The following is a 25248-nucleotide window of genomic DNA, read 5'->3' on the forward strand; positions in this document are numbered from 1 at the left end:
CCTACTCCGCCACGACCACTTGATTACGGCCGAGGGCCTTGGCGCGGTACAGCGCCTTGTCGGCGGTGTTCATCAACGCGTGCAGGTCGCCATCCAAGGTGCAGGTCGACGCCACGCCGAGACTGGCGGTCATGCCCTGCACAGGTTCGGAAGCCATGCAGGAGATGGCCTTGATCAACTGCTCAGCGATACCCCGGGCGGTTTCCAGCGAGGTATTGGGCAGCAACACCGCAAACTCCTCGCCCCCCAGGCGACCGTACACATCGGCCTGGCGAAACGACGCGGTGATCACTCCGCCGATCTGCCGCAATACCTGGTCGCCGGCCTGGTGGCCGTAGGTATCGTTGATTTGCTTGAAGTGGTCCATGTCGATCATCAACGCGCACAGCGGCTGCCGGTTGAGACGGCACTGCGCGTACAGCAATTGTGCATGTTCAAAAAACGCGCGACGGTTCATCAGCCCGGTGAGTTCATCGGTCTGTGCGGCGCGCGCGGAAATAGTGTGGGCGCGTTCCATCTGCCTGGTCAGGCGGAAGGCTTTTTCCAGGGCGCCGGACAACTTGCGCGTGGCACTGACCACAAACGAGGAAAACACCAGCACCGCAATCGCCACGCCGACCTGCATCGATGACGGCTGAAACAGCAGCCACAGCGTACACGGCAGCAACACCAGGCCCATGGACACCATGGTCATGTAGCGATAGGCCGAATAGCACGAGACAGCGCTGACGGACATGCCCACGGTAAACAACATCACCAGTACTTGGGACATCCGGTCGTCGCTGGGCATTACCGCAAAGGCACCGGCGCCCCAGATGCTCGCGGACAGTATCAAGGTGAGCCAGTAACGGCGCTCCCAGCGTTCCGGCGTGCGCTCGCTGTGGGGGCTGCGAAACCACTCGAGGAACATTTTCACCCGCAGCAGCGATGACGCCGCCAGCACCGCCAGCCATACCTGCATGACCTGGTGGTCAAAACGGTCCCAACACAGCCAGCAAAGCATCGCCGCCGCGAAATAACTGCCGAAAATGGCGGCAAATGACTGACGAAACAGCTGATGCAAACGGTCGGTTCGCACCTGCCCCTCAATAACGCAATCCTGGTCTTGCTCATGCCCAAGGCCATTCATGAAAACCGCCTGATTCAACTGCCGCGACAAAGGTGCCATTGTGGCACCCTGCCACTAGCGCGGACAATAGACGCCAGCACCTTAGCGCCGTTAACTGTCTTGCGGACGCAAAATCAGCACGCCCAATGGCGGCAGATTCAACGACAGCGATACCGGTTGACCATGATGCGGTTCATCCTCGGTGAAGACCCCTCCGCCATTGCCATAATTCGAACCGGCATACGTGTCCGCATCGCTGTTGATCACCTCGCTCCAACGCCCGGCGAACGGCACGCCGACCTTGTAGGCTTCACGGGGCACCGGGGTGAAGTTGGCCACCACCAGTACCGGCCTGCCGTCCTTGCTCCAGCGCAGCCAGGCGTAGACGCTGTTGATCGCATCGTCGCCGATCAGCCACTGGAAGCCCTGGGGCGCGTCGTCCTGTTCATACAGGGCCGGTTCCTCGCGGTACAGGCGATTCAAGTCACTCACCAGCTTCTGCACCCCACGGTGTTCGGGGTATTGCAGCAGGTACCAGTCCAGTTGCTGGTCGTGGTTCCACTCGCGCCATTGGCCGAACTCGCAGCCCATGAACAGCAGCTTCTTGCCCGGGTGCGTCCACATGAAACTCAGGTAGGCGCGCAGGTTGGCGAATTTCTGCCAGCGGTCGCCGGGCATCTTGTCGATCAGCGAGTGCTTGCCGTGGACCACTTCATCGTGGGAGATCGGCAGGATGAAACGCTCGGACCAGGCATACACCAGGCCAAAACTCAGTTCATTGTGATGGTGGGCGCGGTACACCGGGTCTTGCTGGATGTAATGCAGGGAATCGTTCATCCAGCCCATGTTCCACTTGTAGTTGAAGCCCAGGCCGCCCTGTTGGGTTGGCTGGCTGACGCCCGGCCAGGCCGTGGATTCTTCGGCGATCACCAGCGCGCCGGGGGCTTCGAGGGCGACCACGTCGTTCAAGTGCCGCAGGAAGTCGATGGCTTCGAGGTTCTCGCGGCCGCCATGGCGGTTGGGCACCCATTCGCCGGCCTTGCGCGAATAGTCGCGATACAGCATCGAGGCCACGGCATCGACGCGCAGGCCATCGACGTGGAAGTGTTTGAGCCAATGCAGCGCCGAGGCCAGCATAAAGCCATGTACTTCGGTGCGACCCAGGTTGTAGATCAGTGTGTCCCAATCCTGGTGGAAGCCTTCCAGCGGGTTGGCGTATTCGTACAGCGCCGTGCCATCGAATTGCGCGAGGCCGTGGGCATCGGTGGGAAAATGCGCCGGCACCCAGTCGAGGATCACGCCGATGTCGGCCTGGTGACAGGCATTGACGAACTCGGCGAATGCCTGCGGCGAACCGAAGCGCGCAGTCGGCGCGAACTGGGACAACGCTTGATAGCCCCAGGAACCGCCGAACGGGTGTTCCATGATCGGCATCAGCTCGATATGGGTAAAGCCCAGCTGTTGCACATACGGAATCAGCCGCTCGGCCAGTTCACCCCAGCCGTACTGGCGCGAAACCTCTCCGGCCTCGTCCAGTTCGCACTGCCAGGAGCCCAGGTGCAACTCATAAATCGACAGCGGCGCCGTGGGCTTCTGCTTTTGCGCACGCGCCTGCATCCACGCGTGATCCTGCCAGTCGACCAGCAACGGCGACGCGACTTTCGATGCCGTGTCGGGTGGCATCTGGGTGGCCAGGGCCATCGGGTCGGCCTTGAGCGGCAAAATGCCGTGGGCCCCGAGAATCTCGTATTTGTAGGCCGCGCCCGCTTGCAAGCGTGGGATAAAGATCTCCCACACACCGGCCGGATGGCGCAGGCGCATCGGGTGGCGGCGGCCGTCCCAGATATTGAAGTCACCGACCACCGACACGCGCCGGGCGTTCGGTGCCCACACGGCAAACCGCACGCCCTGCACGCCATCGACCGTGGTCAACTGGGCGCCCAGGCAACTGCTGAGGTCACGGTGATTGCCTTCGGCAAACAGGTACAGGTCCATTTCCCCCAGCAGCAGTTGCTGGAAACTGTAAGGGTCTTCGGTGATCTGTTCGCCACCGGCCCATTGGATCTTCAACAGGTAGGCCTGGCGACTGCTGAAATGCCCGATAAACAGACCCGGCACCTGGGTCGCGTCGAGGCTGCCGATCGGCTCGCCAGTGTCGCGACTCAGCAGCTGGACACTCAAGGCCTCGGGCAGGAACGCACGGACAAACTGGCCGCCCTGCTCGTCATCATGGGGCCCGAGAATCGAGAACGGATCATGGTGTTCGGCGCGCACCAGCGCTTCGACGTCGTTGGACGCCGGCATTGCTGTCAGTTTCGGCTGCAGCGGTTCTTTATTCGTAAAACTCATGACGTCTCCCCACCGCGTACAGATTTCGATCCAGGTATGAGCCCGCTGAGCAAACCGTGCAAACCCTGCAAGGGCACCGGCAGCCAGGTCGGGCGGTTTTCCGCTTCATAAGCCACTTCATACGCGGCCTTTTCCAGGCTGAACAAGGTCAGCGCTGCGTCCTGGCCTTTGGCATCCTGCCAGTCATGCGCCAGTGTAGCCGTCGCCGCGTGATAAGCCTTGATAAATGCCAGGCGCGCCTCAATCAGGTAGCGCTCGGTCACACGCTGGCGCGCCGCGTCCGCTGCGGGTGAGTGGTCCACACCTTGCACATTCAGGGCCATGGCCGCCGCGTAATCAAACGAACGCAGCACGCCGCTGACGTCTTTATACGGGCTGTGCTTGCCGCGCCGTTCGTGCAGCGGCCGCGCCGGTTCCCCTTCAAAGTCGATCAGGTAAGCGTCGCCTTTCACTACCAGCACCTGGCCCAGGTGCAAGTCACCGTGGACGCGAATGCGCAAGCCGCCCAACGTGGCCAGCGCCAACGCCCGGACCTGAGCGCCGATGGCTTTTTTCTGCTCCAACAATTCACTGACCCGCGCCTGATCGGCCGGGTTCAATTGGTTTTGATGCAGTTTGAGCAATTGCAGGGCGCGCTCGATCTGCGCCGCGATGTCCTTGGCCCAGGCCTCGGCATCCTTGGCGGTGGTGACTTCGGCTTGGAAGTCTGGGTTGGCCGTCGGCGCCGCCAGCACGCCGTGCATCTCACCCAGGCGCTGCCCGAGTAAAGCGGCAAAGTCGGCCAGCTCGCCCAAGGCGTTGTAATGCTGCTCCTGTTCGGACATCGCTTCGGCCTGTTCGTCGCGGATCGCGCGCTCCAGGTTGTTCTGGGTCCAGCCCCAGGCGTCGCCCTGGTTGCTCAGGTAGCCCTGGGCAATCATCAACAGGTTGTCCTGGCCCTGGCCGTCACGCCGAATCATCGAACCGAGCAACGGCGAAATGTTCGGGTAACCGGCTGCGGTCAGGTAGGCGCTCATCTCCAGCTCCGGATGGACCCCGGCGCTGACCTTGCGGATCAACTTGAGCACCAGGCTCTCGCCCACCACCACCGAGCTGTTGGACTGCTCGGCGGCCAGGTAGCGCACGGGCGACTCATCGGTCAGCGGCAGCCTGGCCAGCTGCGGCGTGGCTTCAAAGCGCAGCTCGCCCTCGCTGCTGTTCAACACGGTGCCGGCCTGCAAGGCCTGGATCACCGCGCGGATAAAGTGTTCCAGGCTGAACGCATCGGTCACCAACCCCACCTGACGCACGCGCCGCACACGGGCCAGGGCCAGTTGTTGCGGCAAGGCGCTGGTGAACTGGTCTTCGCCGAGAAAGCCGAACGGCAACTGGTAACGGCTGACCTGCCCCCCGGCGCTCACCTCGATTTCGCTGAGCAGCACCGGGTGCTGCAGGTCGCCGAACCGCACGCCGTAGGCGATATGCACGCTGTCGATGGCCGTGTCCTTGCCAGCGAACCAGCGGCGCTTGGGCAGCCAGGCCGGCAGCGAGGTGTGCTCCAGGACGGCGCGACACGGTGCGTCGAGCAGCTCCTCCATGCGTTTTTTCAGAACCAGGGTGGTGAAGTCCGGCATGCTTTGCACCGGTTCCACATGCCAGCTGGGCATCTGGTTTTCCGCCGCCAGCACGAACCAATAGAAGCCATACGGCGCCAGGGTCAGCAGGAAATTCAACTGGCCGATGGGCGGGAACGCATTACCGCCGAGCATCTCCACCGGCACCATGCCAGCGAAGGCCGAGAGGTCCAACTCGGCCGCCTGGGCGCTGCGCGAGACGTTGGCCACGCACAGGATGATCTCGGTGCGGCCGTCGTCCCCGGTGAATTCGCGGGTATAGGCGAGGATGCGCCGGTTGCTCGGCGAGAGCATCTTCAAGCTGCCCCGGCCGAAAGCCTTGGACTGCTTGCGCACCGCGAGCATGCGGCGGGTCCAGTTCAGCAGCGAATGCGGGTCCTGGGCCTGGGTTTCGACGTTGACCGACTGATAGCCGTATTGCGCGTCCATGATCGGCGGCAGCACCAGGCTGGCCGGGTCGGCGCGGGAAAAGCCGCCGTTGCGGTCGATGGACCACTGCATCGGCGTTCGCACGCCGTCGCGGTCGCCCAGGTAGATGTTGTCGCCCATGCCGATTTCATCGCCGTAATACAGGGTCGGCGTGCCCGGCATCGACAACAGCAGGCTGTTGAGCAGTTCGACGCGACGCCGGTCACGCTCCATCAGCGGCGCCAGGCGCCGGCGAATGCCCAGGTTGATCCGCGCGCGACGGTCGGCGGCGTAGTAGTTCCACAGGTAGTCGCGTTCTTTGTCGGTGACCATTTCCAGGGTCAGTTCATCGTGGTTGCGCAGGAAGATCGCCCATTGGCAATTGGCCGGGATTTCCGGGGTCTGGCGCAGGATGTCGGTGATCGGGAAACGGTCCTCCTGGGCCAACGCCATGTACATGCGCGGCATCAGCGGGAAGTGAAAGGCCATGTGGCATTCATCGCCGTCGTCGCCCTTTTTGTCACCGAAGTACATCTGCGTGTCTTCCGGCCACTGGTTGGCTTCGGCCAGCAGCATGCGGTCGGGGTAATGAGCGTCGATCTCGGCGCGGATCTGCTTGAGGACGTCGTGGGTCTCCGGCAGGTTTTCGTTGTTGGTGCCGTCGCGCTCGATCAGGTACGGGATCGCGTCCAGGCGCAGGCCGTCGATGCCCATGTCGAGCCAGAAGCGCATCACCGACAGCACGGCTTTCATCACTTGCGGATTGTCGAAGTTGAGGTCGGGCTGGTGCGAATAGAAACGGTGCCAGAAGTACTGGCCGGCCACCGGGTCCCAGGTCCAGTTGGACTTCTCGGTATCGAGGAAGATGACGCGCGTGCCGTCGTACTTCTGATCGTCGTCGGACCACACGTAGAAGTCCCGCGCCGCCGAACCGGGCTTGGCCTTGCGTGCGCGCTGAAACCACGGGTGCTGGTCGGAGGTGTGGTTGATCACCAGTTCGGTGATCACCCGCAGCCCGCGTTGGTGGGCTTCGGCGATAAAGCGCCGGGCGTCGGCCATGGTCCCGTAGTCGCTGTGCACGCCGCGGTACTCGGCGATGTCATAACCGTCGTCGCGACGTGGCGAGGGGTAGAACGGCAGGAGCCAGATGGTGTTCACACCGAGGTCGGCGATGTAGTCGAGTTTGGCGATCAGCCCGGGAAAGTCACCGATGCCGTCGTTATTGGAGTCGAAATAGGATTTGACGTGAACCTGATAGATCACCGCGTCCTTGTACCACAGCGGGTCTTTGATAAAGGTGGCAGCCTTGGGTTTCTTCGCCATTGGAAACTCCTGAAAACTCGAGGATTCTTGCAGACTGAAGCGGGTCGATGCGCGGGGGCTTGCGCCCGATAGCGGCAGGACAGTCACTTGATCCATTGGCTGGCATAGCGCTTTCGGGAGCTAGCCCCCGCCCACATGTCGCTCCTTAGTACGTGGTGATGCGCCAGATCCCGAACGGCATCTGCGGCTCCAGCCGCATCCATTGGGTCTTGCCGTACCACGTCCAGCGATGGCCGTTCATCAAATCTTCGCCCTGGGTGTGGGCGTCGTCCGGCAGGCCCAGCTCCCACAGCGGCAATTCGAATTGCGCTTCCTGGGCATTGAATGGGTCGAGGTTGACCGCCACCAGGATGAAATTGCTGCCGTCTTCGCTGCGCTTGCCGAAGTACAGGATGTTCTCGTTCCAGGCGTTGTAGAGCGTCAGCCCCAGATGCGTGTGCAATGCCGGGTTTTGCCGGCGGATGCGGTTGAGTTGGGCGATCTCGGCGATGATGTTGCCGGGTGCGGTGAAGTCCCGCGGGCGGATCTCGTATTTTTCCGAGTCCTGGTACTCTTCCTTGCCCGGCACCGGCGCGGCTTCGCACAGTTCGAAGCCGGAATACATGCCCCACAACCCCGAGCCCATGCTCGCCAGCGCGGCGCGGATCAAGAAACCCGGGCGCCCGGACTCATGCAGGAAAGCGGGGTTGATGTCCGGGGTGTTGACGAAGAAGTTCGGCCGGTAGCACTCGCGCCAGGGCGACTCGTTCAATTGCGCCAGGTACTCGCTCAGCTCGGCCTTGGTGTTGCGCCAGGTGAAATAGGTGTAGCTCTGGGAGTAACCGACCTTGCCCAGGCGCGCCATCATCGCCGGGGTGGTGAATGCTTCGGCGAGGAAGATCACCTCCGGGTACTTGGACCGCACATCGCTGATCAGCCATTGCCAGAATGGCAGCGGCTTGGTGTGAGGGTTATCGACGCGGAATGTCTTCACGCCCTCCTCGACCCAAGCGAGCACGATGTCACGCAGTTCAGTCCATAGGCTGGGGATCGCATCGGCGGCGTAGAAATCGACGTTGACGATGTCCTGGTACTTTTTCGGCGGGTTTTCCGCGTATTTGATCGTGCCGTCCGGGCGCCAGTTGAACCAGCCCGGGTGCTGCTTGAGCCACGGGTGGTCCTGGGAGCACTGAATGGCGAAGTCCAGGGCGACTTCCAGGCCATGGTCGGCGGCGGCCTTGACCAGGCGCCGAAAATCATCGCGGCTGCCCAGTTGCGGATGAATCGCGTCGTGGCCGCCCTCCTCGCTGCCGATCGCGTAGGGGCTGCCCGGATCGTGCTGCTCGGCCCTCAAGGCATTGTTTTTGCCTTTACGGTGGCTGCGGCCGATGGGGTGGATCGGCGGGAAGTACAGCACGTCGAACCCCATGTCATGGATCATCGACAGCCGCGAATGCACGTCGAGGAACGTACCGTGACGCGCTGGATGATCGGTGATAGAGCGCGGAAACAGCTCATACCAACTGGCAAACTGCGCACGCTCGCGCTCCACGTCGAGCGGGTACGCGGGACTGATGCTCAAATAGGCGCGGTGATCAGCCCGGGTCATCAGGTACGCACTGTCTTCGTGCAGGAACAGCGCAACCTGCTCGGTTTCCAGCAGGCCAGAGAGCTCGTGGTGCAAGCGCATCAGGCGCTCGCGCAGCTCACTGTCACTGCGCTCGGCGGCCAGCAGCACCAGGCTGCGGCCTTCCTGCAACTCAAGGCTGACCGGCACGCCAGCCTCATGTTTCTTGCGCAGTTCGTAGCAGAAGCTGGCAAAGGTATCGATCCAGGCTTCGATGCAATATTCATGGGGCCCTTGGGCGGTGACGGTAAACGCGCCCTCCCAACCGTCGTTGCCGATATCGGCCATGACCTCGCTGTGCCAGCTTTCATCGTGCAAGGCGCGCCAGCGGATCAGCACCGCAAGCGTGTCGTGGCCGTCGGCGAACACCTTACTGGTGACATTGATGCGTTGGCCCACCACGGCCTTGACCGCAAATTCGCCGCCGTCGATCACCGGCATGGTGCTTTCAATCGCTATGCGAGGCAGCAATAACGCCTGGGACAGCGGCAATACACAATCGTCTGGAGTCAGTGTTTCAGCAGTCATCGAGCATCTTCCCCTTACGCCCTGTGGACGCTCTTTGCTTGATCCGAATTCTGATACGGCACCGCTCTCCCTGAGCGGGACCACATAAGGTCCGAGCCCGGGGCCGGGTGAAAAGTTCAGGTGGATGTGCCGCCATCGACGGGGGGGAATCAATTCCCCCGGGCGGCTGTCCACCGATAGAGCAAAGCACAAAGGAGGCCACACCGATGAATATCCCGATTCCCGCGCAAACGCCCGATCCGAATATCGACAAGCCGACCCTGCCGCCCACCGAACCGGCCGCGCCGCCTGAGGAGGAACCGCCGCAAGACCCGCCCGTGCGGGTGGAGGAACCCTCAGCCCAATGCTATCCCCTCACCATCACCAGACGATGACAAGGAGTTCACCATGCCTGTACGTATCGAAAACCAGATCTGCTACTTCACGGTCGATGACAACGGCCAGGAACAAAGCCTGCCGGCGTCCCAGGTCACCGTCAGTACCGACAGCGAAAAATCCATGTCTTTTGTGGCGCTGAACGACGACCGGATCTACATCACCGAGGTCGAGGCCGACGCGCTGACCGTCGCCGGCGCCCAGGATGGGCGCAAACACCTGAAGGCCAGCGACAGTGATTCGGTGATTTGATTGATCTGTATCAGCACACGCTGAATCGAGCTGCGCCCCAGGCGCCACGGGGTGCAGCACATTGTCGCAGCAGGGCCTTTGCAGCGCATCTGATCCGCTTTTTATCGCCACACCTGAGTCTGTTATGCAAACAGCACGACGAGCATAGTTCACCGGCCTGATGGAGGCTGATGAGCAAACGACCATGAGCGAAATGATCCCCGTCCGAACCGTGGAAATCCACGAGCCTGCGCACCCGAAGAAGGTGACGGCCAAATCCAGCGATAACCAGATCCATACCCGTAGCTTCACCGGCCTGTACCGCACCTTGCGCGTGGCCGGTGCAGGCTTTCTGTTCCTGGCGTTTTTCGGCACGGTGTGGCTGAACTGGGGCGGTCGCCAGGCCGTACTGTGGGACCTGGCCGAAAGCAAGTTCCACATATTCGGCGCCACGTTCTGGCCGCAGGACTTCATCCTGCTGTCGGCGCTGTTGATCATCTGCGCCTTCGGCCTGTTTGCGATCACCGTGTTCGCCGGCCGGGTGTGGTGCGGCTACACCTGCCCGCAAAGCTCGTTCACCTGGCTGTTCATGTGGTGCGAAAAAGTCACCGAAGGCGAGCGCAACCAGCGTATCAAGCTGCAAGCGGCACCCTGGAGCCTGAACAAACTGGCACGGCGCTCGGCCAAACATACGCTGTGGCTGAGTATCAGCGTGCTGACCGGGTTGACCTTTGTCGGTTACTTCACACCCATTCGCCCGCTGGCCAGCGAACTGCTGACCTGGCAGATGGGCGGCGTGAGCCTGTTCTGGGTGGTGTTTTTCACCGCCGCCACTTACCTCAACGCCGGCTGGCTGCGCGAAGCGGTATGCATGCACATGTGCCCGTATGCGCGGTTCCAGAGCGTGATGTTCGACAAAGACACGCTGACCATCTCCTACGATGCGGCCCGTGGCGAACACCGCGGCCCGCGCAAGCGTGAAGCCAAACCGGCGGACGTCGGCCTCGGCGACTGCATCGATTGCCAATTGTGCGTGCAAGTGTGCCCCACCGGCATCGATATCCGCGACGGCCTGCAAATGGAATGCATCGGCTGCGCGGCGTGCATCGATGCCTGCGACTCGATCATGGACAAAATGGGGTACGCCCGCGGCCTGGTGAGCTACACCAGCGAACATCAACTGCAAGGCGGCAAGACCCACCTGCTCAGACCACGCCTGATCGGCTACAGTGCGGTGCTGCTGGTGATGATCGCGGCGTTGGTCGTGGCACTGGTGCAACGGCCGATGGTGTCGCTGGACGTGACCAAGGACCGCGGTATGTTCCGCGAAAACAGCCAGGGCCTGATCGAAAACATCTACAGCCTCAAGGTCATCAACAAGACCCAGCAACCCCAGGACTACCGCCTGGAACTGGTGGATGGCGAAGGCTTCCAGCTGCAAGGCAAGACCCAGATCAGCCTGGCCCCGGGGGAAATCAGCGACGTGCCGGTGTCGGTGGCGTTGCTGGCGGACAAGCCGGCGAGCAGTTCGCAGATCCTGCGCTTCAAGGTCACCGACGTCGACGAACCATGGGTCTACAGCGCTGCCGACAGCCGTTTCGTGGCACCGTTGAACCGCTGAGGGTTGGCCGGCATAAGAGATCAAATGTGGCAGCCGCTAAGCCGGCGGCCACATTTCGCCCTGCGTACATCTTGAGAAGATTAATTTGGCTACCATGAAACGCTACGAAAAATTCGCCGACGACATCGCAGAACTGATCCGCTCCGGCGTGCTCGGCCCTGGCCAGCGAGTGCCTTCGGTGCGCTATGCCAGCCAGACCTACGGCGTCAGCCCGTCCACGGTGTTCCAGGCGTACTACCTGCTGGAACGCCGCGGCCTGATCCGGGCACGACCGCGTTCCGGCTACTTCGTCAACACCCATGCGCCCAGCCCGTTCTCCGAACCGGTGGTGAGTGAACACGTGCATGAGTCCACCGAAGTCGATGTGAGCGAATTGGTGTTCTCGGTACTCGAGTCCATCAAAGACCCGAATACCGTGCCGTTCGGCTCGGCCTTCCCCAGCCCGATGCTGTTCCCGCTGCCCCGCCTGGCCCGCTCCCTGGCCAGCGCCGCCCGTGAGATGGACCCGCGCCTGGTGGTCACCGACATGTCGCCGGGCAACCCGCAACTGCGCCGGCAGATTGCCCTGCGTTATATGGTCGGCGGCCTGATGTTGCCGATGGAAGAGCTGCTGATCACCAACGGCGCCCTCGAAGCCCTGAACCTGTGCCTGCAGGCCGTCACCGAGCCGGGCGATCTGGTGGCCATTGAAGCACCGGCGTTTTATGCCTGCCTGCAAGTGCTCGAACGCCTGAAACTCAAAGCGGTGGAAATCCCCGTGCATCCGCGTGACGGCATCGACCTCAACGCCCTGGCGCAAAGCCTGGAGCGCTACCCGATCAAAGCCTGTTGGACCATGACCAGTTTCCAGAACCCCATGGGCGCCACGCTGCCGGAAGCGAAGAAACAGGAATTGGTGGAGCTGCTGCGCCGCCATCAGGTGCCGTTGATCGAGGACGACGTCTACGCAGAGTTGTACTACGGACAACAGGCACCGAAACCCGCCAAGGCCTTCGACACCGAGGGCCTGGTGATGCACTGCGGCTCCTTCGCCAAGAGCCTCGCACCGGGTTATCGCATTGGCTGGGTGGCGGCCGGGCGCTATGCGCAGAAGGTCGAGCGTTTGAAGCTGATGACCTCGTTGTGCCCGTCGATGCCCGCCCAGGCGGCGATTGCCGACTACCTGCAACATGGCGGCTATGACCGGCACTTGCGCAAATTGCGCTACGCCCTGGAAGAACAGCAAAGCGCCATGCTTGCGGCCATCGCCCGGTATTTTCCGGCGCAGACGCGGGTCAGCCAGCCGGCCGGCGGGTATTTCCTCTGGCTGGAATTGCCGGAGCAGACGGATTCATTGAAGTTGTTCCAGATGGCCTTGGCCCAGGGCATCAGTATCGCGCCGGGGCCGATTTTTTCGGCGACCCAGCGTTTCAGGAACTGTATCCGCCTGAACTACGGCAGCCCGTGGTCGGAAGCATCGGAAAAAGCGATGGAGACGTTGGGACGCATTGTGCGCTCGTTTTGACGCGGAACCAGATCGACGCACGTACCACACAGGACACTCACTATTCCTGGTTCGAACCGGAGGTTTCCTATGAGCGTTTCTGTCCCCCCAAGGCCTGCACCCCTGCCCATCCCGCCCAACTACATGCGTGCCGTCGAACAAAAGCAGGTTCGCGGGATGTACGCTCCGCTGGACCGACCGGCCGGCGACCTGCGCTCGGCACAGCAGATCATCGACCAGAGCCCGGTCATGACGCACTTCCTGCAAGGCCGCGACAGTTACGCGATCGCTGATGATCTTAAGCAGCAGGTCGGTGACTGGACCCCATCCAACGCAGACCCGGATGCGCGTGCTGACGCGGCTTACAACCTGGAAAAAGTGCTGCAGTTTCTCGACAACCTTGACGACCGCACCTTGAATGGCAGCCATGCCCGCAACGGGCGTATCGACGGTTTCTTCAACGACGGCTACAGCACGCTGGAAAACTCCGAAGCCAGCCGGCTCAAGGCGTTTTCCTTTAAAGGCTATGAAGTGCTGCGCCATCTGCCGAGCTGAAGGCCGAGGGCCTCAACGACCGCCGCCCAGGTCAACGAACGTCCCGGTGGCATAGGACGCCTTGTCCGACAACAACCAGACAATCGCCTCCGCCACCTCGTCCGGCCGGCCGCCACGGGCCATGGGAATCCCGGACTCCAGCTTACTGACCCGGTCCGGATCACCGCTCAGGGCATGGAAGTCGGTGTAGATATAGCCGGGGCGCACCGCGTTGACACGAATGCCCTCGCCCGCCACTTCCTTCGCCAACCCGATGGTAAAGCTGTCCAGCGCGCCCTTGGAGGCGGCGTAGTCGACATATTCACCCGGCGAACCGAGGCGCGCCGCCACCGACGACACATTGACGATGCTGCCGCCCTGCCCGCCATGCCGGGGCGACATACGCAGCACCGCGTGCTTGGCGCACAGAATCGGGCCGAGCACGTTGGTCTTCATGATCTTCAGAATGCGGAACTCGGACATTTCATCGACACGGGATTTATGCCCCACAGTGCCGGCATTGTTGACCAGTGCCGTCACCCGCCCCAACTCGTTGTCAACACGATGGAACAGCGCGATCACCTCATCCTCGATGCTCACATCGGCGCGCACCGCAATGGCCTGGGCACCCAGCGCGCGGACCTGGTCGAGCACGCGATGAGCGGCCTCTTCGTCCGACTGGAAGTTGATGCAAATGCGATAGCCCTGGCGAGCCGCCAGCAATGCCGTCGCGGCGCCAATCCCACGACCGCCCCCGGTGATGATGAGGACTTTGTCCATGCCTACGCTCTCCTGAATCAACCAAATGTTTAGAGTTGGCCCCAAGAATACCCGTCAAGCACGCTGCTTGTCAGGCGCCAGCGCTGCTTGTGCACGCAGGATGTCGGCCATGAAGCCATCCGCCGGTAACGGATGCCCGAGCAAATAGCCCTGCAACGCGTTGCACCCCAGGCGGGTGAGGAAGCTCTGCTGGACATCGGTTTCCACCCCTTCGGCGACAATCCGCAGCCCAAGAGCCTGGCCCAGGGCGACGATGGCCGAGACAATGGCGGCGTCGTCGCCGTCGTGTTCCAAGTCTCGCACAAAGCCACGGTCGATCTTCAGTTCGTTGGCCGGCAGGCGCTTGAGGTACATCAGGCTGGAATAGCCGGTGCCGAAGTCATCGATGGACAGATCGACCCCCATTTCCGACAGCTGCTGCAACACCGTCATGCTCGCATCGGCATCGCTCATGGCGGTGGTTTCGGTAATCTCCAGCGTCAGGCTGTTGGCCGGCAACTGGTGGCGATCCAACGCGGCGGCGACACTCTTGACCAGGCCGGCGTGGCAAAACTGCAACGCCGACAGGTTCACCGCGATTCGCCAGTCTTCATAACCCTGGGCGTACCACACGCGCATCTGACGGCAGGCTTCGTCGAGCACCCACTCGCCAATCGGAATGATCAGCCCGGTCTTTTCCGCCAGCTCGATAAAGGCCGCCGGCAGCAACAAGCCCTCTTGCGGATGCTCCCAGCGCAGCAAGGCTTCGGCGCCTATCGGGGCACCGCTGACGGCGTCGAACTTGGGCTGGTAGTACAAGCGGAACTGCTGCTGCTCGACTGCGTTGCGCAAGTCCTGCAACAACTGCAGTTGCTTGCGCGCGTTAGAGTTCATCGACACATCGAAGAAGCTGTAGCCATTCTTGCCCATGCCCTTGGCGTGGTACATCGCGGCGTCGGCGTTCATCAGCAGTTCCTGGGGCGTACTGCCGTTGCCCGGGAACATCGCGATACCCACGCTGGCTGAAATTTTCAGCACGTGTTCGGCCACCTGGAACGCGCGATTGATCAGCACCACCTGGCGTTCGGCAAGGCCCAGGGCATCATTGGGCTGCGTCAGTTGCACCAGCAGCACAAACTCATCTCCGCCGATGCGCGCCAGGGTGTCCTGGCTGCGCAGATCTTCACGCAGGCGCTGGCTGACTTCGCGCAACAACTGGTCGCCCATGTGATGGCCGAAGGCATCGTTGACCGGCTTGAAGCCGTCCAGGTCGATAAACATCAGGGCCAGGCAACCGCCCTGCTCTTTCACCGCCTGCATGGCTTGCTGAATCCGGTCGGCGAGCAGGGTGCGATTGGGCAGGCCGGTCAGGGTGTCGTGCAGGGCCAGGTGGGTCAGTTCCTGATTGGCCAACGTCAGCGAGTCGGCCAGCACCGCGGTACGCGCCTCCAGGCGCGCGTCGAGCAACGACGTGAGCAGCGCGATAACCAGCACGGCCAGGCTGGTGACCAACACCAGGTTATCCAGGCCCTTGCCGCTCAAGCCGGTCAGCGCGGCGCCGCAGAAACTGTCGTCGGCAAAACGCGCCGCCGCCATGCCGGTGTAGTGCATGCCGACGATGGCCACGCCCATCACCACGGCGGCGCCACCGCGCGCCAGACGCACATAAGGCGTGTTGCGCCGCAGATTGAAGGCGATCCACAGTGCCGCGCCAGACGCCGCCACCGCGATCAGCAACGAGGCGCCAAACAACGCGGGGTCGTAATCGATGCCCGGCAGCATCCGCATCGCGGCCATGCCGGTGTAATGCATGCTGCTGATGCCGGCGCCCATGATCAGCGCGCCAAACCCCAGTTGCCACATAGGCAGGCGCTGCTGGCTGACCAGCCACAAGGCAAAGCCGCAGGACAACACCGCGATCAACAGCGACAACGCGGTAATGTCCAGGTCAAAACCCAGGGCAAACGGCAGCCTGAGCGCCAACATGCCGATAAAGTGCATGGACCACACGCCCACGCCCATGGCCAATGCCCCGCCCAGCATCCACAAGTAGATGGCGCGACCCTTGGCCGTGGCAATGCGACCGGAGAGGTCGAGCGCGGTGTAGGAAGCAAGCACCGCGACGAACAGGGAGATCACGACCAGAGAGGGAGAATAACTACCGATGAGCATGGAACTTCTCGAGAGCGACGGGTTGTAAACACCCGCCCCGGGTGGCAAAGCCGCGGATTGTAGCGAGAATAATTATTGAACAGGCGATTAATTATAATAGGACCAGCACCGGCATTTTGAGGTCAATCTGCCCATTCAAAAAGGCCCGGACTTCACTCCTTTTCCGCCACTTGAGTCTGCCCATCCCAACCACCGCCCAACGCGGCGATCAGTTGCACACTGGCCACCAATCGCGTCTGCAGCAAGGTCAGCACGGTGCGTTCGTTACTCAGCGCCGTTGCCTGCACGGTGACCACATCCAGGTAAGCGATCAGCCCCGCTTTGTATTGGTTCTGGGTCAGGCGCAGCGATTCGCGAGCGGCCTCCAGGGCTTCGTTGCTGACCACGGCTTCGTCTTCCAGCACCTTGAGCTGGACCATATAGTTTTCCACTTCACGGAAACCATCCAGCACGGTCTGGCGGTACTTGGCCACGGTTTCATCGTAACTGGCCACGGTGCGGTCGACTTCCGCCGAGCGCTGGCCGCCGTCGAACAGGGTCATCGCCAGTTTCGGCCCGACCGACCAGAAGCGGTTCGGCAGGCTGATCCAGTCTGAATAGGTGCTGCTGGAATAACCGCCAGCCAGGCTCAGGCTCAGGTCCGGGTAATAGGCGGCCTTGGCCACGCCGATATTGGCGTTGGCGGCGATCACCGAGCGTTCGGCCGAGGCGATGTCCGGGCGCCGTTCGAGCAATTGCGACGGCAGGCTCACCGGAATCTGCGGCAAGGCCGGAATGTCCTTGCTCACAGCCAGGTTGAAGTTGGCCGGTGCCTCGCCGATCAACACGGCGATGGCGTTTTCCAGCTGGGCACGCTGCCAGATCAGGTCGATCAGGCTGGCCTGGGTGGACTTGAGCTGGGTTTGCGCCTGGGCCACGGCTTCCTTGCCGGAGACGCCGGCGCGGTATTGGTTTTCGGTCATCTGCAGGGAGCGCTGGTAGGTGTCCAGCGTGGCTTGCAGCAACCGGGTTTGCTCATCCATGACGCGCAGTTGCAGGTAGCTTTGCACCAACTCCGACTGCTGGCTCAAGCGCATCGCGGCCAGGTCCGCCGAGCTGGCTTCGGCGCTGGCCTCTTTGGCTTCCAGGCCCCGGCGCAACTTGCCCCAGACATCGGCTTCCCAGCTCACGCCCAACTGCGCGTTGAGGGTGTCGCGGATGCCGCTGCTGGAACTGCTGAGGCTGGCGTTGCTGCTGCCGGTGCCCTGGCTGGCGCGGGTTTTCCCGACGCTCAGGTCCACCGTCGGGTAAAACGCCCCACGGGAACTGCGCACCAGCGCCTGGGCCTGGCGGAAGCGCGCTTCGGCCTGGGCGACGGTCTGGTTGGCGTTGTTCAGCCGGACCACGAGGTCATTGAGCTGACGGTCGCCGTACAGCTCCCACCAGGCGCCACGGGCCAGCGCATCGCTCGGCGTAGCCTGGCGCCAGCCCTGGGCTTGCTTGAACTGCGCCGGCTCGATGACCTCCGGGCGCGTGTAGTCGGGGCCGACGGCGCAAGCGCTGAGCAACACCCCGCAGAGCACCAGGCTGGCGACGCGGGAACCACGGGGCATGGCCAATGTGGCGAAAATTGAATCGGTCATAGCGCAGTGTCCAGGGCAGCATCGGTACGCACGCCGCGCCAAGCGTTGAAACGATGGCGCGCGCGGTCGAGATAAAGGTAAACCACCGGGGTGGTGTAAAGGGTCAGGATCTGGCTGAAGACCAGCCCGCCGATAATGGTCAGGCCCAGGGGCTGGCGCATTTCCGCACCTTCGGCCCTGCCGAGCAACAACGGCAAGGCACCGAGAATCGCCGCCAGCGTGGTCATCAGGATCGGCCGCAGACGCAACAGGCAGGCGCTGCGAATCGAATCCAGCGGGCTCAGGCCATCATTGCGCTCCAGTTGCAGCGCCAGGTCGATCATCAGGATCGCGTTTTTCTTCACCACCCCGATCAACAGGAATAAGCCGAGCAAGGAGATCAGGCTGAACTCGCCGCCCAGCAGGTAGATGGAGAGCAAGGCTCCGACGCCGGCCGACGGCAAGGTCGAGAGGATCGTCAGCGGGTGGATATAACTTTCATACAGAATACCCAACACCAGGTACACCGCCACCAGCGCGCCGAGAATCATGAACGGCTGGCCCTTCTGGGTCGCCGCAAAGGCATCGGCGGTGCCGGCCATCTTGGCGATGACGTCCTCCGGCAAGCCCACCTTGGCAATCGCCCGCTCGATGGCCGCAGTGCCCTGCTCCACCGTCACGCCGGGGGCTATGTCGAAGGCGATGTTTTCCGAGGCGAACTGGCCTTCGTGGCTGACCCGGTCGTCCGCCAGGCTGTTCTCATAATGGGCAATGGTCGACAACGGCACCCGCGCGCCTGTGGAGGTGATCACCTGCATCTGGTTCAGGGTGATCGGGTCCTGGGCGTATTTCGGGTTGACCTCCATCACCACCTGATACTGGTTGAGGCTGTCATAGATCGTGGAGATCTGCCGCTGGCTGTAGGCGTTGTTCAGCACCGCGGTGACCATGTTCATGTCGATACCCAGGCGCTTGGCCTGGTCGCGGTCGACGACCAGCGTCACCTGGGCCGCGCCCCGGCCTTCGCGGGCGTCGATGGCGGTGAGTTCGGGTAACGCACGCAGTGCGGCCACGACCTTCGGGTACCACAGGCGCAGCGCAGACAGATCACCGCTTTGCAGGATGTAGGAATACTGCGCACTGGTCTGGTCACGCCCGCCACCGAATTGCAGGTCCTGGTCAGCCATCAGGAACAGCCGCCCGCCCGGCACCAGGGGCACGTTCTTGCGCAGACGCTCGATCACCGCCTGGGCGGAGACCTTGCGTTCGCTGATGGGCTTGAGTCGAACCAGCATCACCGCGTTGTTGGTGCCGCTGTTGCCGCCGATGAAACCGGCCACGCTGAGCACCGCCGGGTCTTGCAACACGGCCTTGCGGAAAATCTCCATCTTCGGCTGCATCACGCTGAACGACAGCCCGTCGTCGCCGCGCACAAAGCCGATCAATTGCCCGGTGTCCTGCTGGGGCATGAAGGTTTTCGGCACCACCACATACAGCGCGATATTCACCCCCACCGTGATCAGCAAGCTGAGCAAGGTCAGGCGCCGATGGCGCAGCACCCAGTCCAGGCTGGTGGCGTAGGCCGAGACCATGCGGTCGTTGACCTTCTGGCTCCAACGCTGCAAACCGGTCAGTTGGCCTTTGATATGAGGCTTGAGCCAACGCGCGCAGAGCATCGGCGTGAGGGTCAGCGAGACCACCAGCGACACGATGATCGCCGCCGACAAGGTGATGGAAAACTCACGGAACAGGCTGGTGACGATCCCGCCCATGAACAGGATGGACAGGAACACCGCCACCAGCGACACGTTCATCGACAGCAAGGTAAAGCCGACTTCCTTGGCGCCCAGGTACGCCGCCTTCATCGGCGGCACGCCTTCGTCGATATGCCGGGAAATGTTCTCCAGCACCACGATGGCATCGTCCACCACCAGGCCGGTGGCGAGGATCAGCGCCATCAGCGAGAAGTTGTTCAGCGAGAAACCGAACAGATACATCACCGCGAAGGTGCCGACCAGCGACACCGGCACCGCCAGGGTTGGAATCAGCGACGCTCGGAAGTTACCGAGGAACAGGTAGACCACCAGGATCACCAGCCCAACGGCAATCAGCAAGGTCATCTCGGCCTCGTGCAGGGTAGCGGTGATCACCGGCGAGCGATCCATCGCCAGGCTCAGCTTGACGCTGGACGGCAGCACCGCCTGCAATGCCGGCAACTGCGCCTTGATCTGCCGGACGGTCTCGATGATGTTGGCACCGGACTGGCGGTTGATCACCAGCAGCACGGCCGAATCGTTGTTGAAGAAGCCGCTGTTGTAGCGGTCTTCCACACCGTCGCTGATCTTCGCCACATCGCCCAGGCGCAGGGCCGCGCCGTTCTGGTAGCGGATCAGCAGCGGTTCATAGTCCTTGGCTTTTTCCAGCTGGTCGTTGGCCTGGATCTGCCAGTTGCGCTCGGCGTCTTCCAGGGAACCCTTGGGCCGACGCTGGTTGGCGTTGGCGATGGTGTTGCGCACATCGTCGAGGGCCACGCCGTACTGGTCGAGGGCCTTGGGTTCGAGTTCGATCCGCACCGCCGGCAGGGAACTGCCGCCGATCTGCACTTCACCCACGCCCGGCACCTGGGACAGGCTTTGCGACAGGATGGTCGACGCCAGGTCGTACAGCTGGCCCTTCTGCAATACGTCCGAGGTCAGCGACAGCACCATGATCGGCGCCTGCGACGGGTTGATCTTCTTGTAGGTCGGCATGCTGCGCATACCGCTGGGCAGCAGGTTGCGCGAAGCGTTGATCGCCGCCTGCACTTCCCGCGCCGCGCCGTTGATATCACGGTCGGAATCGAACGCCAGGATCACCCGGGTCGAACCCTGGCTCGACGAACTGCTCATGGTGGTAATACCGGCAATCGCGCCGAACGAGCGCTCCAGCGGCGTGGCCACGGTGGACGCCATCACCTCGGGGCTGGCGCCGGGCAGGCTGGCCGACACCACGATCACCGGGAAGTCGATCTGCGGCAGCGGCGACACCGGCAGCAGATTGAAGCTGACACCGCCCAGCAACATGATCGCCAGGCTCAACAGCATGGTCGCGACCGGGCGGCGAATGAAAGGTCCGGACAGGTTCATGACTCAACCGGCTCCAGGCGTTGCGGCTCTTTGCGCCAGCGCCGCCCCAGGCGATCGAAGTACAGGTAGATCACCGGCGTGGTGAACAGGGTCAATACCTGGCTCACCAGCAAACCGCCGACCATCACCAGGCCCAGGGGTTGACGCAGCTCCGCACCGGAACCGGTGGCCAGCATCAATGGCACCGCGCCGAACAGCGCGGCCAGGGTGGTCATCAGGATCGGCCGGAAGCGCAACAGCGCCGCCTGATAGATCGCGGTCTGCGGGTCAAGGCCCTGGTTGCGTTCGGCGTCGAGGGCGAAGTCGATCATCATGATCGCGTTCTTCTTGACGATACCGATCAGCAAAATGATGCCGATGATCGCGATCATGCCCAGGTCATTGCCGCTGAGCAGCAACGCCAGCAACGCCCCCACCGCCGCCGAAGGCAGGGTCGAGAGGATGGTAACCGGGTGGATGTAGCTCTCGTAGAGCACGCCGAGCACGATGTACATGGTGACCACCGCCGCCAGGATCAGCAGCAAGGTGCTCGACAGCGAGGCTTCGAACGCCTGGGCCGCGCCCTGGAACTGGGTCTGCACGCCGACCGGCATGCCGATATCTTTCTGGGTCTGGTTGATCAACTCCACGCCCTTGCCCAGTGCGACGCCAGGGGCCAGGTTGAACGACATCATCACCGCCGGGAACTGGCCGATATGCGCAATCGCCAACTGCGCCTGGCGCTGTTCCACATGGGCCAGGCTCGACAGCCGCACCTGGCCACCGTCGGTGGTCTTGACGTGGATCTGGTTCAGCGCATCCGGCCCCAGGGTCTCGCCCGACTGGGCCTGCAACACCACGCGGTATTGGCTGGCCTGGGTGTAGATGGTGGAAATCTGCCGCTGACCGAAGGCGTCGTACAGCGCATCGGTGATGGTCGACACGTTGACGCCCAGGCGCGAGGCCGCATCGCGGTCGATCACCAGGTACACCTGCAGGCCCTTGTCCTGCAGGTCGCTGGCGACGTCGGTGAGCTGCGGCAACTGGCTCAAGGCATGGACCAGCTTTTCACTCCACAACGCCAGCAGTTCGGCATCGGGTGACGACATGCTGAACTGGTACTGGGTGCGGCTGACGCGGTCTTCGATGGTCAGATCCTGCACCGGCTGCATGTACAGGCGGATGCCCACCAGTTTGTCGATTTGCGGCTGCAGGCGGGTGATCACCTGGGCCGCGCTCAAGTTCCGCTGCCCATGGGCCTTGAGGTTGATCAGCAAGCGACCGCTGTTGAGGGTGGCGTTGTCGCCATCCACACCGATGTAGGACGACAGGCTTTCCACCGCCGGGTCGGCCAGGATGATCTTCGCCAACTCCTGCTGGCGCTGGCTCATGGCCGCGAAGGAAATCGACTGCGGCGCTTCGGAAATGCCCTGGATCACCCCGGTGTCCTGCACCGGGAAAAAGCCCTTGGGCACCACCAGGTACAGCACCACGGTGAGGCCCAGGGTGGCGATGGCCACCAGCAACGTCAGCGGCTGGTGCTTGAGCACCCACTGCAACTTGCGCCCGTAGGCCGCGATCAACCAATCGATCCAGGCGCCGCTGGCCTTGTAGAAACGGCTCTGTTCTGCTTCCTCGGGCTCACGCTTGAGCAGGCGCGCGCACATCATCGGCGTCAGGGTCAGGGACACCACCAGGGAAATCAGGATCGCCACCGCCAGGGTGATGGCGAACTCGCGGAACAGCCGCCCGACCACATCGCCCATGAACAGCAACGGAATCAATACGGCGATCAGCGACAGGGTCAGGGAAATCAGGGTGAAGCCGATCTGTTTGGCGCCCTTGAGCGCGGCGGCCAGCGGGGTTTCACCTTCCTCGATATAACGCGAGATGTTCTCCAGCATCACGATCGCATCGTCGACCACGAAGCCAGTGGCGATGGTCAGGGCCATCAGCGTCAGGTTGTTGATCGAGAAACCCGCCAGGTACATCACGCCAAAGGTACCCACCAGTGACAGTGGCACGGCGATGGACGGGATGATCGTCGCGCTGACGCGGCGCAGGAACAGGAAGGTCACCATCACCACCAGGGCAATCGCGATCAGCAATTCGTGCTGCACGTCGGTGACCGAGGCGCGGATGGTCTGGGTACGGTCGGTCAGCACCGTCACATCCAGGCCGGCCGGCAGGTTATCGGTGATGCTCGGCAGCAGGGCCTTGATACGGTCGACTACCTCGATCACGTTGGCACCGGGCTGGCGCTGGATATTCAGCAGCACGGCCTGGTTTTCGTTGGCCCAGGCGGCGAGGCGTTCGTTTTCGGCGCCGTCGACGATCTGCGCGACGTCCTTCAGACGCAGCGGCGCGCCATTTTTGTAGGCCAGGATCAATTCGGCGTATTGCTGCGGCGACACCAGTTGGTCGTTGGCGTCGAGCATCGACACGCGGGTCGGCCCGTCGAAGTTGCCCTTGGGCTGGTTGACGTTGGACGCGGTAATCAGCGTGCGTACATCCGACAGGTTCAAGCCGTTGGCCGCCAGGGCCTCGGGGTTGACCTTGATACGCACGGCCTGGCGCTGGCCACCGGCAATGCTGACCATGCCGACGCCGCTGATCTGCGCGATCTTTTGCGCCATGCGTGTGTCGACCAGGTCATTGAGCTTGGGCAGCAGCATGGTCTTGGAGGTAATCGCCAGGGTCAGCACCGGGGTATCCGCCGGGTTGACCTTGTTGTACACCGGCGGCGCCGGCAAGTCCTTGGGCAGCAGGTTGGTCGCGGCGTTGATCGCGGCCTGCACCTGTTGCTCGGCGACATCCATATTGATATCGAGGTTGAAGCGCAGGGTCAGCACCGAGGCCCCGCCGGAGCTGGTGGAGGCCATCTGGGTCAAGCCGGGCATTTGCCCGAACTGGCGCTCCAGGGGCGCGGTGACTGCGCTGGTCATCACATCCGGGCTGGCGCCGGGGTACAGGGTCATCACCCGGATGGTCGGGTAGTCCACCTGGGGCAAGGCCGAGACCGGCAACAAGCGGTACGAGATGATCCCTGCCAGGACAATCGCCAGCATGCTCAGCGTGGTAGCGACCGGGCGAAGGATAAACAGCCGCGACAGGTTCATGAACCGACCTTTTGCGCCTTGCCGGCGTCAGCGCCGGTCTCCCCTTTGGCCGCGGGCTTGCCTTGCAGGTGCTCGGTCGGCGTGGTCGGGACTTGGCTGCTGTCGTTGACCACTTCGACTTCACTGCCGTCCTTCAGGCGGTCGGTGCCTTCCAGCACCACGCGATCGCCGGCGACCAGGCCTTGCTTGATCACGGTGTTGTCGCCATCGCTATCGCCGACCACCAGGGGCTGGACCTTGACCTTCTTGTCGCCGTCGAGCTTGTAGACAAAGGTGCCGGCGTTGCCGAACTGGATGGCGGCGGACGGTGCCAGTACGACGTTGTGCAGGGTGTCGGCGAGCAGATGCACGTTGACGAACTGATTGGGGAACAGCGCCTGGTCTTTGTTATCGAAGCGCGCCTTGAACTTCAAGGTGCCGGTGGTGACGTCGATCTGGTTATCCAGGCTCTGCAGCACGCCGGTGGCTTGGCGCTTGGCGTCGCCGCGGTCCCAGGCTTCCACCGGCAGCTTGTTGCCGGCGTGGTAACGGGCGAGCACGGTTTCCAGGCTGTTCTCCGGCAGAGTGAAGGCCACGCTGATCGGCTGGGTCTGAGTGATCACCGCCAGCGCCGTGGTGTCGTTGGCGGCCACCAGGTTACCGACGTCGAGCTGACGCAGGCCGACGCGCCCGGTGATCGGCGCGCGGATCTTGGTGAATTCGAGGTTGAGCTTGGCGTCATCGACCGCGCCCTGGTTGGTCTTGACCGTGCCCTGGTATTGCAGGACCAGCGCTTCGGCGGTGTCCAGGGTTTGCTTGGCGATACTGTCCTGGGCATACAAGCCGCGATAACGCTCGACATCGACCTGGGCGTTTTTCAACTGGGCCTGGTTCTGCATCAGCGTGCCCTGGGCCTGGAGCAAGGCGTTCTGGTAACTGCGCGGGTCGATTTCCGCCAGCAGGTCGCCGGCCTTGACCATCTGCCCTTCTTCAAAGGCGATCTTCACCAACTCGCCGCCCACCCGGCTGCGTACATTAATAGTGTTGAGCGCGGTGACCGTCCCCAATGCCTTGTAGTACACCGGGAACTCCCCCAGCACCGCCGGCGCCACGCGCACCGGCACCGGGCCGGTGGAGCCGCCGAAACCAGGGCGCGCCATGCCCGTTTTACCGGTGCGGCCGGCTGGCGCTTCTGGATGGGGCGCGCCGGTGGGCCAGAATTTCCAGCACAGGCCGGCGATAACCAGCAGCACGAGCAGGCCGAACAGCCAGCGACGGGAGTTGCGGGGGGAGGATTGCATGGAGTGATCAACCATTGGGCGCGAGGGCTTCTTC

Annotated in this window: 15 protein-coding genes; 5 read left to right on the top strand and 10 right to left on the bottom strand. The window is 62.8% G+C overall.

What is annotated here, in order from left to right:
• Nucleotide 1: 1 nt before the first annotated feature.
• The 4 genes from ACP7E3_RS04045 to ACP7E3_RS04060 form a co-directional block, all read right to left on the bottom strand.
• Nucleotides 2-1168 (bottom strand): GGDEF domain-containing protein, encoded by a 1167-nt coding sequence (locus ACP7E3_RS04045; RefSeq protein ID WP_057005257.1) that lies wholly within the window; start codon nucleotides 1166-1168, stop codon nucleotides 2-4.
• Nucleotides 1169-1219: 51 nt separating this feature from the next.
• Nucleotides 1220-3457 (bottom strand): 1,4-alpha-glucan branching protein GlgB, encoded by a 2238-nt coding sequence (glgB, locus tag ACP7E3_RS04050; protein ID WP_426122354.1) that lies wholly within the window; start codon nucleotides 3455-3457, stop codon nucleotides 1220-1222.
• Nucleotides 3454-6801: a maltose alpha-D-glucosyltransferase gene (gene treS / locus ACP7E3_RS04055; protein WP_169882003.1), complete on the bottom strand. Its 3348-nt coding sequence runs from the start codon at nucleotides 6799-6801 to the stop codon at nucleotides 3454-3456. The genes glgB and treS overlap by 4 nt, the downstream gene beginning before the upstream one ends.
• A 145-nt stretch (nucleotides 6802-6946) precedes the next feature.
• Nucleotides 6947-8935 (bottom strand): alpha-1,4-glucan--maltose-1-phosphate maltosyltransferase, encoded by a 1989-nt coding sequence (locus tag ACP7E3_RS04060; RefSeq protein WP_046383200.1) that lies wholly within the window; start codon nucleotides 8933-8935, stop codon nucleotides 6947-6949.
• A 206-nt stretch (nucleotides 8936-9141) separates the two neighbouring features.
• On the opposite strand from ACP7E3_RS04060, the gene ACP7E3_RS04065 reads away from it, so the two are divergent.
• From ACP7E3_RS04065 to ACP7E3_RS04085, 5 genes are all read left to right on the top strand, one after another.
• On the top strand, nucleotides 9142-9309 hold the full coding sequence (locus tag ACP7E3_RS04065; protein ID WP_164887046.1) for a hypothetical protein: 168 nt from the start codon (nucleotides 9142-9144) through the stop codon (nucleotides 9307-9309).
• Between the two features lie 13 nt (nucleotides 9310-9322).
• Nucleotides 9323-9562, top strand: coding sequence for a DUF3203 family protein (locus ACP7E3_RS04070; protein WP_017848445.1), 240 nt, complete (start codon nucleotides 9323-9325; stop codon nucleotides 9560-9562).
• Nucleotides 9563-9746: 184 nt separating this feature from the next.
• Nucleotides 9747-11162 (top strand): cytochrome c oxidase accessory protein CcoG, encoded by a 1416-nt coding sequence (gene ccoG / locus ACP7E3_RS04075; protein ID WP_046383199.1) that lies wholly within the window; start codon nucleotides 9747-9749, stop codon nucleotides 11160-11162.
• Nucleotides 11163-11256: 94 nt separating this feature from the next.
• Nucleotides 11257-12666 carry a GntR family transcriptional regulator MpaR gene (mapR, locus tag ACP7E3_RS04080; protein WP_017848443.1) on the top strand — a complete coding sequence of 470 codons (1410 nt, stop codon included), beginning with the start codon at nucleotides 11257-11259 and terminating at the stop codon, nucleotides 12664-12666.
• A 69-nt stretch (nucleotides 12667-12735) separates the two neighbouring features.
• The gene (locus tag ACP7E3_RS04085; RefSeq protein WP_426122357.1) at nucleotides 12736-13200 is read left to right on the top strand and encodes a hypothetical protein; all 465 of its coding nucleotides are present in this window, start codon (nucleotides 12736-12738) and stop codon (nucleotides 13198-13200) included.
• 12 nt (nucleotides 13201-13212) lie between these two features.
• On the opposite strand, the gene ACP7E3_RS04090 is transcribed toward ACP7E3_RS04085, so the two are convergent.
• From ACP7E3_RS04090 to ACP7E3_RS04115, 6 genes are all read right to left on the bottom strand, one after another.
• Nucleotides 13213-13959: an SDR family oxidoreductase gene (locus ACP7E3_RS04090; protein ID WP_017848441.1), complete on the bottom strand. Its 747-nt coding sequence runs from the start codon at nucleotides 13957-13959 to the stop codon at nucleotides 13213-13215.
• A gap of 54 nt (nucleotides 13960-14013) precedes the next feature.
• Complete coding sequence (locus tag ACP7E3_RS04095; RefSeq protein WP_046383197.1) at nucleotides 14014-16110, bottom strand: putative bifunctional diguanylate cyclase/phosphodiesterase; 2097 nt, start codon at nucleotides 16108-16110, stop codon at nucleotides 14014-14016.
• A gap of 152 nt (nucleotides 16111-16262) precedes the next feature.
• On the bottom strand, nucleotides 16263-17732 hold the full coding sequence (locus ACP7E3_RS04100; protein WP_017848439.1) for an efflux transporter outer membrane subunit: 1470 nt from the start codon (nucleotides 17730-17732) through the stop codon (nucleotides 16263-16265).
• On the bottom strand, nucleotides 17729-20836 hold the full coding sequence (locus ACP7E3_RS04105; protein WP_046383196.1) for an efflux RND transporter permease subunit: 3108 nt from the start codon (nucleotides 20834-20836) through the stop codon (nucleotides 17729-17731). Before ACP7E3_RS04105 ends, ACP7E3_RS04100 begins: the two co-directional genes overlap by 4 nt.
• Nucleotides 20833-23934: an MdtB/MuxB family multidrug efflux RND transporter permease subunit gene (locus ACP7E3_RS04110; protein WP_102618160.1), complete on the bottom strand. Its 3102-nt coding sequence runs from the start codon at nucleotides 23932-23934 to the stop codon at nucleotides 20833-20835. The genes ACP7E3_RS04105 and ACP7E3_RS04110 overlap by 4 nt, the downstream gene beginning before the upstream one ends.
• Entirely contained in the window at nucleotides 23931-25229 is a 1299-nt protein-coding gene (locus ACP7E3_RS04115; protein ID WP_046383194.1) for an MdtA/MuxA family multidrug efflux RND transporter periplasmic adaptor subunit, read from the bottom strand. Before ACP7E3_RS04115 ends, ACP7E3_RS04110 begins: the two co-directional genes overlap by 4 nt.
• Nucleotides 25230-25248 lie beyond the last annotated feature (19 nt).

The sequence above is a fragment of the Pseudomonas sp. PSPC2-3 genome (assembly GCF_049898265.1).
Taxonomy (GTDB): Bacteria; Pseudomonadota; Gammaproteobacteria; order Pseudomonadales; family Pseudomonadaceae; genus Aquipseudomonas; species Aquipseudomonas veronii.

Coding starts and splice junctions, on each gene's coding strand:
- ACP7E3_RS04045 (WP_057005257.1), bottom strand. CDS start 1,168: ATGGCACCTTTGTCGCGGCAGTTGAATCAGGCGGTTTTCATGAATGGC.
- glgB (WP_426122354.1), bottom strand. CDS start 3,457: ATGAGTTTTACGAATAAAGAACCGCTGCAGCCGAAACTGACAGCAATG.
- treS (WP_169882003.1), bottom strand. CDS start 6,801: ATGGCGAAGAAACCCAAGGCTGCCACCTTTATCAAAGACCCGCTGTGG.
- ACP7E3_RS04060 (WP_046383200.1), bottom strand. CDS start 8,935: ATGACTGCTGAAACACTGACTCCAGACGATTGTGTATTGCCGCTGTCC.
- ACP7E3_RS04065 (WP_164887046.1), top strand. CDS start 9,142: ATGAATATCCCGATTCCCGCGCAAACGCCCGATCCGAATATCGACAAG.
- ACP7E3_RS04070 (WP_017848445.1), top strand. CDS start 9,323: ATGCCTGTACGTATCGAAAACCAGATCTGCTACTTCACGGTCGATGAC.
- ccoG (WP_046383199.1), top strand. CDS start 9,747: ATGAGCGAAATGATCCCCGTCCGAACCGTGGAAATCCACGAGCCTGCG.
- mapR (WP_017848443.1), top strand. CDS start 11,257: ATGAAACGCTACGAAAAATTCGCCGACGACATCGCAGAACTGATCCGC.
- ACP7E3_RS04085 (WP_426122357.1), top strand. CDS start 12,736: ATGAGCGTTTCTGTCCCCCCAAGGCCTGCACCCCTGCCCATCCCGCCC.
- ACP7E3_RS04090 (WP_017848441.1), bottom strand. CDS start 13,959: ATGGACAAAGTCCTCATCATCACCGGGGGCGGTCGTGGGATTGGCGCC.
- ACP7E3_RS04095 (WP_046383197.1), bottom strand. CDS start 16,110: ATGCTCATCGGTAGTTATTCTCCCTCTCTGGTCGTGATCTCCCTGTTC.
- ACP7E3_RS04100 (WP_017848439.1), bottom strand. CDS start 17,732: ATGACCGATTCAATTTTCGCCACATTGGCCATGCCCCGTGGTTCCCGC.
- ACP7E3_RS04105 (WP_046383196.1), bottom strand. CDS start 20,836: ATGAACCTGTCCGGACCTTTCATTCGCCGCCCGGTCGCGACCATGCTG.
- ACP7E3_RS04110 (WP_102618160.1), bottom strand. CDS start 23,934: ATGAACCTGTCGCGGCTGTTTATCCTTCGCCCGGTCGCTACCACGCTG.
- ACP7E3_RS04115 (WP_046383194.1), bottom strand. CDS start 25,229: ATGGTTGATCACTCCATGCAATCCTCCCCCCGCAACTCCCGTCGCTGG.